Raw genomic sequence first — 12,537 nt, 5'->3', positions numbered from 1 at the left:
AAAGTTTCAAACTTTTCGTGCCGTCAACGCGCTCTCAACTTGTTTGTTGAGTGCTTCTTTACGCTCTGCGGGAACATCGTTCCAGTGGACATCCAGCAAGGCACCCTCAATTGCATAGAGCAAGACTTTGGACGCTCTGAACCCTCGGGCTTTCACCGCACGATAAGCATCAGCTGCGCCAAGCCGTTTCAAGTCCGAAAGGTTATGAATACCCACAGCGTGCAGCCATTGCGCCGACGTCTTTCCAAGATTTCTCAAATGCTGGAGTTCATCGTTCATCAAGCCTCCTTGCGACGGCGCAAGCGCAGTGTTTGCTGGACCAAGTCTGTCTTTCAGGAGTGTAGCGCTCTGTAGGAAAACCGCCGTTCTTTAGTCGGTTTTGGAACAAGCAGGGCTATTTAAGGGCGAAATCTATAGGTTGGAGAGGGTCGCAGAGGGGATTGAAACGATGGGAATAGAGCTGCTGGACAGGATCGACAAGCCGGGTTTGCGCCGACGCAGGTGCGCGTGCCCGGATGTCGCATTTTGCTACTTTGTGCGGTAACGCAGTCGAGTGCCGAAGTTGACCGACATCAAAATCTCATCCGCCGTCAATTCAACAGGGAAGTAAGCCCCTGAGATCTGAGCATGGGCCAGGCTGGCACCTTCAATGCACGCTGTGCGCAGGTCGAGCCCCCGAAGGTCCGCAGAGCGAAAGTAACCATCGGTGAAGTCCACGTCCTGCGCATTCAACTGACGCAAATCCAGCCCTCGAAAATCCCCGCCGCGCATATCAATGGGCCCTTGCGGGCGTTCTTGATTGAAACCGGCGATATCGTCCTTGTGCAGCAGCGCGTACAGCGCCGAATCAAGCAATTGTGGGCGGCTCATGAGGCGTCTCCTGTTGGATTTATGATGCCATTATAGTGCCACTATTGAGTGACCGCGAACCCTTGCCGCCTCACGGTCACTCGGGTGCGTTACAGCCCTGGCAGTCGCTGACGAATGTCTGCGATCAAGGTGTCCAGACTTTTACTGTTATTGGTTTCAATATGCTTGCTGCGCAGCACTTCGTCGGCGCCCAGAGGCTCGCGACGGGCACGTTGAGCGCGCACCACATCAAGGGTGGCATCAGACGGGTCAGTGCCTTGGGCCTGACGATGAGCCAGCCAGCCTTCGATTACGGCGTCCGGTGCATCGCAATCGATGATCAGGCACGGCACACCGGTGGACTCGGCCACACTGGCAGCGGCGTCACGTTGTTCGCGTTTCAGGTACGTGGCATCAATGATTACCGGGAAGCCTGCACGCAGCACGGTCGCGGCCAGCTCATGCAACTTTTTGTAGGTGCTGTCGCTGGCATCGGTGCTGTAGATACCTTCACCTACAGCATTTTCACGCTGCTGTGCACCGAACAATTGTTTACGGATGACATCGGAGCGCAGGCGGATGGCGCCCAGTGCTTCGACCAAACGCATGGCAACCGAGCTTTTACCCACGGCTGATACACCGTGAGTGATTGCCAGAAAGCGCGATGGAATGGTGCTGTAGCTTTCTGCAAGGTTCGCGTAATTGCGGTATTGGCGCAGGGTGGCAGCGCGTTGAACACCACTGGCTTCGGCGGGCATGCTGAACAGGCTGACTTTGGCGCGTACCAGCGCACGGTAGGCTTTGTAGAAGTTAAGCAGCTCTAGCCCCTGATAGTCACCGGTCAATTCCAGATACTGGCTGACAAAGCGCCGGGCCAGGCATTTCAGCCCGCGGTCTTCAAGGTCCATGGCGAGGAAACCGACATCACCATAGACGTCGGTGAAGCGGAAGGGCTCGTTAAATTCGATGCAGTCGAAAATCACCACTTTGCCATCAATCAGCGTGGCGTTACCCAAGTGGATGTCGCCATGGCATTCGCGAATGAACCCTTCGGCTTTACGTTGTTTGAGCAAGGGTTCAAGGCGGGTGAAGTTGCTTTCTGCCCAGGCTTGAAGGGCATCCAGTTGCTGCAAGTCTGTTTTATCAGTCAGAAACGGCCGAATCTGGTCGAAGTTTTGACGCACGGGTTCCATGACGGCTTCTGGCGTGCCTTGGTAGTGCTCAAGCGGTACGTGAGGTGCATTAATGTGGAAATGAGCGATTTGCTGCGCCATTTCATCAATGTGTGCGGCATTCAGCTCGCCGTTGGCTTGCAGGGTGCTGAGCAATTGGCTCTGCGGAAACTGACGCATTTTCAGCGCGTATTCGATCACAGAGCCGTCGCCGCCCAAGACCGGGGCATCTGGAGATCCAGTGATCGGCAGTACGGCGAGGTACAGCCCTTCAGTCAGGCGCTGGTTCAAGCGCAGCTCTTCGTTGCAAAAGAATTTGCGCTGATCAAGGTCGGTAAAGTCGAGAAAACCGAAGTTGACCGGTTTCTTCAGCTTGTAGGCATACGGGCCGGTGAGGATTACCCAGGAAATGTGCGTTTCGATAACCTGAAACCCATCGACGTCATGCGGGTATAGGCTCGGGTTCTGTAGCGCGGCGATCAGGTTCTGGCTCACGGTTGGTCCTTCAAGACGGGGAAAATTCAATGCGCCATTATGGCTGCTGACGGCGGTACTGCAAACCGCCGGGCTGCGCATGATGATCGTGAACAAAGTGCGTATAATCCGCCGCCATGACTCGTACCCGATCCCCCCGTTCCCGTTCCAAACGTCCCTCCGGTGGCGGCCTTCGCCCATGGCTGGGCTGGGCGCTCAAGCTCAGTCTGGTCGGCCTGGTTGTGCTGGCAGGTTTCGCCGTCTACCTCGACGCTATCGTTCAGGAGAAGTTCTCCGGCAAACGCTGGACCATCCCGGCCAAGGTTTACGCCCGGCCGCTTGAGCTGTTCGTCGGCCAAAAGCTGAGCAAGAACGATTTTCTCACTGAACTCGATGCTTTGGGCTATCGCCGCGAAAGTGCGGTCAGTGGCCCAGGCGCTGCGTCAGTCAATGGCAACACGGTTGACCTCAATACCAGGGGGTTCCAGTTTTATGAAGGTGCCGAGAAAGCCCAGCCTGTGCGTGTGCGTTTCTCCGGTGATTACGTTGCCGAACTGTCGACCTCCAATGGCGCCAAGTTGCCCGTAGTGCGCCTTGAGCCACTGCTGATCGGTGGTCTCTACCCGAAAAATCTTGAAGACCGCATTCTGATCAACATTGATCAGGTGCCTCCGTTCCTGCTGGAAACCCTGGTAACGGTGGAAGATCGCGATTTTTACCATCACTTGGGGGTGTCGCCGAAGTCGATCGCCCGTGCCATTTGGGTCAACTCGTCTTCCGGGCAAATGCGTCAGGGCGGCAGTACGCTGACTCAGCAGTTGGTCAAAAACTTCTACCTGACCAACGAGCGCAGTCTGAGCCGCAAGCTGACCGAAGCGATGATGGCAGTACTGCTGGAATTGCATTACGACAAGCGCGAAATCCTTGAGGCTTACCTCAACGAGGTTTTTGTCGGGCAGGACGGCCAACGGGCTGTGCATGGTTTTGGTCTGGCCAGCCAGTTCTTCTTCAGCCAGCCATTGTCTGAACTCAAGTTGCATCAAGTGGCTTTACTGGTAGGGATGGTCAAAGGGCCGTCTGCTTATAATCCGCGGCGCTACCCGGAGCGCGCGCTGGAACGACGTAATCTGGTCCTCGACTTGCTTGAACAGCAGGGTGTGGCCACTTCCGAGCAAGTGGCGGCAGCTAAAAAAATGCCGCTGGGCGTGACCAGGCGCGGGAGTCTGGCAGACAGTTCGTTCCCGGGTTTCCTGGATTTGGTGAAGCGTCAGTTGCGTGAAGACTATCGCGATGAAGACTTGACCGAAGAAGGTCTGCGGATTTTCACCAGCTTCGATCCGATCTTGCAGATGAAGTCCGAAGCCGCTGTCGGAGAAACCTTCAAGCGTCTGGCCGGGCGTAAAGGCTCCGATGAAGTCGAAGCAGCGATGGTGGTGACGAACCCTGAAACGGGCGAAGTGCAGGCGCTGATTGGCAGCCGCTTGCCCGGTTATGCCGGCTTCAACCGGGCGCTGGATGCGGTACGGCCGATTGGCTCGCTGATCAAACCGGCGGTTTATCTCACCGCGCTGGAGCGTCCAAGCCAGTACACGTTGACCAGTTGGCTGTCAGACGAACCCTTGTCGATCAAAGGAGCAGATGGCCAGATCTGGAGGCCGCAAAACTATGACCGCCGTTCACACGGCACCGTCTTCCTGTATCAGTCGATGATGAACTCCTACAACTTGGGCACTGTGCGACTGGGGCAGGAAGTGGGCGTTCCCAACGTGCTCAAGACCTTGGCGCGGCTGGGGGTTGAACGTGAGTTCCCGGCATTCCCTTCCATGTTGCTGGGGGCAGGGGCCTTGAGTCCGATGGAAGTGGCGACGATGTATCAAACCTTGGCCAACGGCGGCTTCAATACCCCGATGCGCGGGATTCGCAGCGTGCTGACGGCTGAAGGTGAGCCGCTCAAGCGTTATCCGTTCCAGATCCAGCAGCGCTTTGATCCAGGGTCGATCTACCTGATTCAAAACGCCATGCAGCATGTAATGCGTGAGGGTACAGGTCGTTCTGTTTACAACGTGTTGCCCAAGAGTTTGGCGTTGGCTGGTAAAACCGGTACCAGTAACGATTCCCGCGACAGCTGGTTTGCCGGGTTCAGCCAGGATCTGCTGGCTGTCGTCTGGCTGGGGCGTGATGACAACGGTAAAACACCTTTCACGGGTGCAACGGGTGCCTTGCAGGTGTGGACCAGTTTTATGAACAAGGCTGACCCGCTACCGCTCGACATGCCGCAACCGGATAACATCGTTCAGGCATGGATTGATCCGCATACCGGGCAAGGTTCAGATGCCAACTGCCCGGGCGCGGTGCAGATGCCGTATATTCGCGGCAGTGAGCCGCCCGCCGGAGCCAGTTGTGCAGCTGAAACACCTGCAACCGGTGAGGCGGTGATGGACTGGGTCAAGGGCTGGTTGAATTAAGCAAAGAGGAATTGACGTGAATAAGTGGTGGGTTCCGGCTGTAACAGCCTTGGCTTTGCTCAATGGTTGCGCCAGTGTTCCGCAGGGCTCTATTCCTGTGGTCGATGCAGGTGTTCCAGTGTCCAATAACGAGCGTGTTTCTGCTCAGCGTACGGCGGGTAATTACCCGCAGGCGACTGCTCCGCGCACTGCGCAGGCTCAAGCCATTCCTCAAGACTCTGGCGTAGTAGTGATGATTCCGGGTGGCGCGGCGGCAGTCTCTACACCGATCAGTGCCGAGCCGTTCACGCCGGGGCCGATTACCCCAGGCCCGGCGGCTGCGCCAATCAGCACTGGCAGCTATACGCCGGGCGCTGCTTACAGTGCGCCGACCCCGGTGACGCCAAGCGGTATTCCGTCCAGCAGCGGTGGACTGGCGGCTGATGAGCAATTGGATGGCCCGGTGCTGGCATTGCTGACCACCGCTCAGCAACAGCAAGCAACGGGTGATTTGAATGGCGCATCGTCCAGCCTTGAACGAGCGCAGCGTGTAGCGCCCCGTGAACCACAAGTACTCTATCGTCTGGCGCAGGTGCGCATGGCCCAAGGTGATGCTGCGCAAGCGGAACAGTTTGCACGTCGCGGTCTGACATTCGCTGGCGGCCGTCCGGATCTTCAAGCCAGCCTGTGGGGTTTGATTGCTCAGGCGCGTGAGAAACAAGGTGATGCAGCTGGCGCTGCATCGGCACGTCAAAAAGCCAAGGTGAGTCTGTAATGGATACACGCTTCCCGGCTATTGCCGAACAGTTATTGCTGATTGAGCGCGAATTGCGTGTGCAGGGCTGGTGGGACGACGTGTCGCCCTCCGCCGAGGCGTTGAGCAGTGTTGAGCCCTTTTCAGTGGATACGCTCGACTTCCATCAATGGTTGCAATGGATCTTTCTGGTGAGGATGAAACACATCCTCGAGCAGGATCTGCCGCTGCCCAATGCGTCGGGCATTCTTGAAATGGCTGAAATGGTGTATGCCGATAGGCCTTTAGAGAGTCTTAGCCTGCGTAATGCGCTGAAAAAGTTCGACCAACTGATCGTCGACGCTCGTTAATTGCCTGGCTGCCGGTTTTTCCGGCAGTCGTGCGCATATTTCTACCGCTTTGCGCCATTCAGGCGAGTTTTATCCCTCATCAAGCCCGTTTCTTTTGTGTTCAGATGCGCGTAGTTGGAAAAAAGCGCAATTATTGCTTGACTTGGGTGGGGTGAATGAGAAGAATCGAAAGTCCGCTGTAGAGGGACTGCCAGAAGCAGACTCTCTCAGCAGATCATGAGGCGCACACCCGCGCCGACCTGCTACACCCGCAACGCGTTACCTCGCGCTGGGTGGGAAACCCCCGCAATACTTGGGGAGCTCCCAATACTTGCTCAGTCAGTGCTGACGTAGTCGGCGACCACCGTCGCTCATGCTCTGCTGAAAAGTAAACCTATTAAGACCCGTTCGTTTTTTGCGATCGGTATTCTGGCGTTTTAGAGGTGAACAACGTGGAGCTTTTATCTGGCGGTGAGATGCTCGTCCGCTTTTTGCGCGACGAAGGTGTCAAACATATCTACGGGTACCCTGGTGGTGCTCTCCTGCATGTCTACGACGCACTGTTCAAAGAGCCGGAAGTGTCACACATCCTGGTTCGTCACGAACAAGCTGCTACTCATATGGCTGACGGTTATGCCCGTGCCACCGGTAAAGCCGGTGTAGTACTGGTCACGTCCGGCCCCGGTGCTACCAATGCCATTACGGGTATTGCGACCGCCTACATGGACTCTATTCCGATGGTCATCATCTCCGGTCAGGTGCCTAGCACAATGGTCGGGACCGATGCTTTCCAGGAGACCGACATGATCGGTATCTCCCGGCCCATCGTTAAGCACAGTTTCATGATCAAGCATGCTTCGGAGATCCCGGAGGTCATGAAAAAGGCGTTCTACCTGGCACAGTCCGGTCGTCCTGGCCCTGTGGTGGTGGATGTTCCCAAGGACATGACCAACCCGGCTGAAAAGTTCGAATACGTTTTCCCGAAAAAAGCCAAGCTGCGTTCCTACAGCCCGGCGGTTCGTGGTCACTCCGGCCAGATCCGCAAAGCGGTGGAAATGCTGCTGGCGGCCAAGCGTCCGGTGGTTTACGCAGGCGGCGGCGTCATTTTGGGCGGCGGCTCTGCTCCGTTGACCGAGTTGGCGAAAATGCTCAACGTGCCAGTCACTAACACGTTGATGGGCTTGGGGGCTTACCCTGGCACAGACCGTCAGTTCATCGGCATGCTGGGTATGCATGGCAGCTTTACGGCCAACATGACCATGCATAACGCAGACGTGATCCTGGCAGTCGGGGCGCGCTTTGATGATCGCGTGATCAATGGCCCGTCCAAGTTCTGCCCCAATGCCAAGATCATCCATGTGGATATCGACCCTGCGTCTATTTCCAAGACCATCAAGGCGGATGTACCCATCGTCGGTCCGGTCGAAAGCGTGATGACCGAAATGGTCTCGATCCTCAAGGACATTGGCGAAACACCCAATGCTGAAGCGGTCGCTACGTGGTGGAAGCAGATCGATGAGTGGCGCGGTGATCGCGGTTTGTTCCCGTACGACAAGGGCGACGGTAGCAAAATCAAGCCGCAAGCCGTAATCGAGATGCTTTGCGAAGTGACCAAGGGCGACGCGTATGTGACGTCCGATGTGGGTCAGCACCAGATGTTTGCGGCTCAGTATTACCGCTTCAACAAGCCTAATCGCTGGATCAACTCAGGTGGTCTGGGCACGATGGGCTTTGGGTTCCCGGCTGCCATGGGGGTCAAATTAAGCTTCCCGGATGCTGATGTAGCCTGTGTGACAGGTGAGGGCAGTATTCAGATGAACATTCAGGAATTGTCGACGTGTTTGCAGTACGACTTGCCCGTGAAGATCATCAGTCTCAATAACGGCGTACTGGGAATGGTGCGCCAATGGCAGGACATGAACTACGGCAGCCGTCACTCGCATTCCTACATGGAGTCGCTGCCTGACTTCGTGAAGCTGGCAGAGGCTTATGGCCATGTAGGCATTCGGATCACGGACCTGAAAGACCTGAAGCCAAAAATGGAAGAAGCGTTCGCCATGAAAGACCGTTTGGTGTTCCTGGATATTCAGGTCGACACCAGCGAGCACGTATACCCGATGCAGATCAAAGATGGCTCCATGCGAGACATGTGGCTGAGCAAGACGGAGCGTACTTAATCATGCGGCACATTATTTCTTTGCTTCTTGAAAACGAACCGGGTGCCTTGTCTCGCGTTGTAGGGCTTTTTTCGCAACGTAACTACAACATTGAAAGCCTGACGGTAGCGCCCACCGAAGACCCGACTTTATCGCGTCTGACGCTGACGACCGTGGGGCACGATGAGATCATCGAGCAGATCACCAAAAACCTGAACAAGCTGATTGAAGTGGTCAAGCTGGTCGACCTGTCGGAGAGTGCTCACATTGAGCGTGAACTGATGTTGGTTAAGGTCAAGGCAACGGGAGCGCAGCGCGCAGAGATCAAACGAACGACGGACATCTTCCGTGGCCAGATCGTTGATGTGAGCGCCAGTGTTTATACCGTGCAATTGACGGGTACCAGTGACAAGCTCGACAGCTTCATTCAGTCGATTGGAACCGCTTCGATCCTGGAAACAGTTCGCAGCGGTGTCACCGGGATTGCCCGTGGCGACAAAGTACTCAGCATCTAAAACTAATAAGTGCTAATGGCCTGAATGGCCTGGATATAAGGGAAAATCATGAAAGTTTATTACGACAAAGACTGCGACCTTTCGATCATCCAGGGCAAAAAAGTAGCCATCATTGGTTACGGCTCCCAAGGTCACGCTCAAGCCTGCAACCTGAAAGACTCAGGTGTAGACGTGACTGTCGGTCTGCGTAAAGGTTCGGCCACTGTCGCTAAAGCTGAGGCTCATGGCCTCAAAGTAACCGACGTTGCCAGCGCTGTTGCCGCAGCGGACCTGGTCATGATTCTGACCCCGGACGAGTTCCAGTCGTCGCTGTATAAAAACGAAATCGAGCCGAATATCAAGAAAGGCGCCACTCTGGCGTTCTCCCACGGCTTTGCGATTCACTACAACCAGGTTGTACCGCGTGCCGATCTCGACGTAATCATGATCGCGCCGAAAGCCCCGGGCCACACCGTCCGTTCTGAATTCGTAAAAGGCGGCGGTATTCCTGATCTGATCGCTATCTATCAGGACGCTTCGGGCAACGCCAAGAACGTTGCACTGTCTTACGCTTCGGGCGTGGGTGGCGGCCGTACCGGTATCATCGAAACCACATTCAAAGACGAGACTGAAACCGACCTGTTCGGTGAGCAGGCAGTTCTGTGCGGTGGTACTGTCGAGCTGGTCAAAGCTGGCTTCGAAACACTGGTTGAAGCAGGCTACGCGCCCGAGATGGCGTACTTCGAGTGTTTGCACGAACTGAAGTTGATCGTTGACCTCATGTACGAAGGCGGTATCGCGAACATGAACTACTCGATCTCCAACAACGCTGAGTACGGCGAGTACGTGACAGGTCCGGAAGTCATCAACGCCGAGTCCCGTCAGGCAATGCGCAATGCGCTCAAGCGTATCCAGGATGGCGAATACGCCAAGATGTTCATCAGCGAGGGTGCCACTGGTTACCCGTCGATGACCGCCAAGCGTCGCAACAACGCTGCACACGGTATCGAAGTGATCGGTGAGCAACTGCGTTCGATGATGCCTTGGATCGGCGCGAACAAGATTGTCGATAAAGCCAAGAACTAAGTTTGTAGCGTGAAGAAAAACGCGGCTTCGGCCGCGTTTTTTCGTTTAAAGGGTGGCTTCTGGTATAAAGCATCACTGTTTGCGTGTCAGTGTTGGCCGTGAACCTTTATCGAAACTTTCCATATCGTTGCAAGGTAATGTCCATGAGCGAACGTCCCGAAGAGCCAAAACAGGCCTCTGACGCCGATAGTCTGCTGCCTATCGATGAGCATGTCGAAGAAGGACATGACGCCGAAGGCCGTAAAGTCCGGCATCGTGGTATCTATCTGCTACCCAACCTTTTCACGACGGCGAACCTGTTCGCGGGTTTTTATTCGATCATCAACTCGATGAGCGCGCAAAGTGCCATGAGTGCAGGTGATGCTGCTGGAGCGAGCAAATACTTCGCTTTTGCCGCGATCGCGATCTTTGTGGCCATGGTGCTTGACGGTCTTGATGGTCGGGTTGCACGCATGACCAATACCCAAAGTGCCTTTGGTGCTGAATACGATTCCTTGTCTGACATGGTTGCCTTTGGCGTTGCCCCCGCTTTGTTGGCATTTGGTTGGGCGCTGGGGGATATGGGCAAGGTCGGCTGGATGGTTGCCTTTATTTATGTGGCTGGTGCAGCATTGCGTCTGGCGCGTTTCAACACTCAAGTAGGCACAGCGGATAAGCGGTACTTCATCGGCTTGGCGAGCCCCGCTGCAGCGGGTGTTGTGGCGGGGATCGTGTGGGCATTCAGCGATTACGGTATCCAGGGCTCCAAGATGTCGTTTCTGGTAGCGTTACTTGTCGCTGCTGCGGGCATGTTGATGGTCAGCAATATTAAGTACAACAGCTTTAAAGAGTTGGACTTGAAAGGTCGCGTACCTTTTGTCGCCATTCTGGCTGTGGTGCTGGTCTTTGCAGTGGTCTTCAGTGATCCGCCGCGTATTTTACTGCTGGTCTTTCTTGCTTATGCGGCATCCGGACCCGTTCAGTACCTGTTGCATCTGCGTCGGAACAAAAGCGCCGAGTGATGTAATTTCTCGCATACTCCGTAGTCTATTGGGCATCAGTCTTCCAATACTACGGAGTTGCCATGCTCATCAAGCTCCCCAAAGCGTCCGCCAGTAAAGAGTCGGATGTCACGCCTGAAGCTTTCTATTTGTCGCGCCGTGCATTGCTGGGGAGTTCGCTTGCCGGGCTTGCCGTGAGTGCGCTTCCTCGTTTAGCAAGCGCACAGGAGGGCGGGATGTATCCTGATGCCGACGCTGGCGCGCCACCCGCATGGTTTTCCGAAAAGCTCCCCAACACTAAATGGCAAGCGGTGAACGTCCAGGGAGAGGCAATCACCCCCTTCAAAGATGCTACTCACTACAACAATTTCTATGAGTTCGGCACCGACAAAGGCGATCCAGCGCAAAATGCTGGTGCATTGAAGACTGAGCCATGGACCGTGGTTGTTGATGGTGAGGTCGGTAAGCCGGGCCGATATGCGCTTGAAGACTTTATGAAGCCATATCAATTGGAAGAGCGGATTTACCGGCTTCGCTGTGTAGAAGCATGGTCAATGGTGATTCCTTGGTTGGGTTTCCCGCTTTCAGCATTGCTTAAGCAGGTAGAGCCTACGTCAAAAGCAAAGTTCATCCGTTTTGAGACGTTGCAGGATCCGAAGGTCATGCCGGGGCAGCGTTCTGGATTCGCTTTGATTGATTGGCCTTATGTAGAGGGGTTGCGGTTGGATGAAGCGATGAACCCATTGGCAATTCTGGCGGTAGGGATGTACGGGCGAGAGTTGCCTAATCAAAACGGCGCGCCATTGCGGCTAGTGGTGCCTTGGAAATACGGCTTTAAAAGCGTGAAGTCCATTGTACGTATCAGCCTTGTTGAAGATCAGCCGAAGACGACTTGGCAGAGTATTGCGGCAGATGAATACGGCTTTTATGCCAACGTTAATCCGCAAGTGGACCATCCGCGATGGAGTCAGGCGCGTGAGCGTCGTCTGCCTAGTGGCCTGTTCAGTCCGAATGTACGCGAGACTCAGATGTTCAACGGTTACGGTGAAGAGGTGGCCTCTTTATACAGTGGGCTAGATCTGCGGAAAAACTACTGATGCGATTCCCTTATTGGCGTTCGTTTGTTTTTGTATTGGCGATTATTTGGCCGCTGCTCTGGGTGTTTCAGGCGTGGAGCTCAATGCTCGGGCCTGATCCGGGCAAAGTTCTGGTTGATCGCTTGGGGTTAGGAACGCTTATCTTATTGCTGATAACGCTTTGCATGACACCTTTACACAAGGTCACAGGATGGGCTGGCTGGGTTGCTGTTCGACGTCAAATCGGCTTGTGGTGTTTTGCTTATGTAATGCTGCATCTGTTGGCTTACCTCACTTTTGTATTGGGGTTCGATTGGTCACAGTTGGGGATGGAGTTGCAAAAGCGCCCTTACATTATTGTGGGCAGCCTTGGTTTCTTGCTGTTGTGCGTACTTGCCATAACGTCCAATCGTTACAGTCAGCGTCGCTTGGGCGCACGCTGGAAAAAACTGCACCGCCTGATTTATGTGGTGTTAGGGCTGGGGCTGGTGCATATGCTGTGGATCGTTCGTGCAGACCTCAAGGAGTGGTCAGTTTATGCGGCGATAGGAGCGGGGTTGATGGTGCTGCGTATACCGTTTGTGATGCGTCGCTTACCACGTCTATATAAGAAGAAATCGCTATCTGCCTCTTGAGTCAAAATAAAGGCTTGACTCAGAATTCCATCGGCCTATAATTCGCCCCACTTCCGGCGCAGTCGAAACGGAAAACTCCTTGAGATTC

12 protein-coding genes are annotated in these 12,537 nt (G+C 55.0%); 9 read left to right on the top strand and 3 right to left on the bottom strand.

Annotation, left to right across the window (positions count from 1 at the left end; all coding sequences use genetic code 11):
- Positions 1-6: 6 nt before the first annotated feature.
- The 3 genes from CJF39_RS09130 to CJF39_RS09120 all read right to left on the bottom strand — a co-directional run bounded on the left by CJF39_RS09130 (position 7) and on the right by CJF39_RS09120 (position 2,516).
- On the bottom strand, positions 7-279 hold the full coding sequence (locus tag CJF39_RS09130; protein WP_094993121.1) for a TfoX/Sxy family protein: 273 nt from the start codon (positions 277-279) through the stop codon (positions 7-9).
- 249 nt (positions 280-528) lie between these two features.
- Positions 529-870 (bottom strand): pentapeptide repeat-containing protein, encoded by a 342-nt coding sequence (locus CJF39_RS09125; RefSeq protein ID WP_094993120.1) that lies wholly within the window; start codon positions 868-870, stop codon positions 529-531.
- An 89-nt stretch (positions 871-959) separates the two neighbouring features.
- Entirely contained in the window at positions 960-2,516 is a 1,557-nt protein-coding gene (locus CJF39_RS09120) for an AAA family ATPase (RefSeq protein ID WP_094993119.1), read from the bottom strand.
- 116 nt (positions 2,517-2,632) lie between these two features.
- On the opposite strand from CJF39_RS09120, the gene mrcB reads away from it, so the two are divergent.
- The 9 genes from mrcB to msrQ all read left to right on the top strand — a co-directional run bounded on the left by mrcB (position 2,633) and on the right by msrQ (position 12,449).
- Complete coding sequence (gene mrcB, locus CJF39_RS09115; RefSeq protein WP_094993118.1) at positions 2,633-4,960, top strand: penicillin-binding protein 1B; 2,328 nt, start codon at positions 2,633-2,635, stop codon at positions 4,958-4,960.
- Between the two features lie 16 nt (positions 4,961-4,976).
- On the top strand, positions 4,977-5,714 hold the full coding sequence (locus tag CJF39_RS09110) for a tetratricopeptide repeat protein (protein WP_094993117.1): 738 nt from the start codon (positions 4,977-4,979) through the stop codon (positions 5,712-5,714).
- Positions 5,714-6,043 (top strand): YqcC family protein, encoded by a 330-nt coding sequence (locus tag CJF39_RS09105; protein WP_094993116.1) that lies wholly within the window; start codon positions 5,714-5,716, stop codon positions 6,041-6,043. The genes CJF39_RS09110 and CJF39_RS09105 overlap by 1 nt, the downstream gene beginning before the upstream one ends.
- 431 nt (positions 6,044-6,474) lie before the next feature.
- Complete coding sequence (locus CJF39_RS09100) at positions 6,475-8,199, top strand: acetolactate synthase 3 large subunit (RefSeq protein WP_094993202.1); 1,725 nt, start codon at positions 6,475-6,477, stop codon at positions 8,197-8,199.
- Positions 8,200-8,201: 2 nt separating this feature from the next.
- On the top strand, positions 8,202-8,693 hold the full coding sequence (gene ilvN / locus CJF39_RS09095) for an acetolactate synthase small subunit (RefSeq protein WP_018609360.1): 492 nt from the start codon (positions 8,202-8,204) through the stop codon (positions 8,691-8,693).
- Between the two features lie 48 nt (positions 8,694-8,741).
- Positions 8,742-9,758 carry a ketol-acid reductoisomerase gene (ilvC, locus tag CJF39_RS09090; protein WP_094993115.1) on the top strand — a complete coding sequence of 339 codons (1,017 nt, stop codon included), beginning with the start codon at positions 8,742-8,744 and terminating at the stop codon, positions 9,756-9,758.
- 143 nt (positions 9,759-9,901) lie between these two features.
- On the top strand, positions 9,902-10,759 hold the full coding sequence (pssA, locus tag CJF39_RS09085; RefSeq protein ID WP_094993114.1) for a CDP-diacylglycerol--serine O-phosphatidyltransferase: 858 nt from the start codon (positions 9,902-9,904) through the stop codon (positions 10,757-10,759).
- A 62-nt stretch (positions 10,760-10,821) separates the two neighbouring features.
- The gene (gene msrP / locus CJF39_RS09080; protein ID WP_094993113.1) at positions 10,822-11,835 is read left to right on the top strand and encodes a protein-methionine-sulfoxide reductase catalytic subunit MsrP; all 1,014 of its coding nucleotides are present in this window, start codon (positions 10,822-10,824) and stop codon (positions 11,833-11,835) included.
- Positions 11,835-12,449: a protein-methionine-sulfoxide reductase heme-binding subunit MsrQ gene (gene msrQ / locus CJF39_RS09075; protein WP_094993112.1), complete on the top strand. Its 615-nt coding sequence runs from the start codon at positions 11,835-11,837 to the stop codon at positions 12,447-12,449. Before msrP ends, msrQ begins: the two co-directional genes overlap by 1 nt.
- The last annotated feature ends 88 nt before the right edge of the window (positions 12,450-12,537 follow it).

Source organism: Pseudomonas lundensis (genome assembly GCF_002269125.1).
GTDB classification, from domain to species: domain Bacteria; phylum Pseudomonadota; class Gammaproteobacteria; order Pseudomonadales; family Pseudomonadaceae; genus Aquipseudomonas; species Aquipseudomonas lundensis_A.
The sequence above is the reverse complement of the archived record's forward strand: the minus strand, read 5'-3'. Positions and strand labels throughout refer to the sequence as shown.

Bases quoted from the DNA above. Each gene is read 5' to 3' on its own strand.
- CJF39_RS09130 (WP_094993121.1), bottom strand. From the start codon at position 279: ATGAACGATGAACTCCAGCATTTGAGAAATCTTGGAAAGACGTCGGCG.
- CJF39_RS09125 (WP_094993120.1), bottom strand. From the start codon at position 870: ATGAGCCGCCCACAATTGCTTGATTCGGCGCTGTACGCGCTGCTGCAC.
- mrcB (WP_094993118.1), top strand. From the start codon at position 2,633: ATGACTCGTACCCGATCCCCCCGTTCCCGTTCCAAACGTCCCTCCGGT.
- CJF39_RS09105 (WP_094993116.1), top strand. From the start codon at position 5,714: ATGGATACACGCTTCCCGGCTATTGCCGAACAGTTATTGCTGATTGAG.
- ilvN (WP_018609360.1), top strand. From the start codon at position 8,202: ATGCGGCACATTATTTCTTTGCTTCTTGAAAACGAACCGGGTGCCTTG.
- ilvC (WP_094993115.1), top strand. From the start codon at position 8,742: ATGAAAGTTTATTACGACAAAGACTGCGACCTTTCGATCATCCAGGGC.
- pssA (WP_094993114.1), top strand. From the start codon at position 9,902: ATGAGCGAACGTCCCGAAGAGCCAAAACAGGCCTCTGACGCCGATAGT.
- msrP (WP_094993113.1), top strand. From the start codon at position 10,822: ATGCTCATCAAGCTCCCCAAAGCGTCCGCCAGTAAAGAGTCGGATGTC.
- msrQ (WP_094993112.1), top strand. From the start codon at position 11,835: ATGCGATTCCCTTATTGGCGTTCGTTTGTTTTTGTATTGGCGATTATT.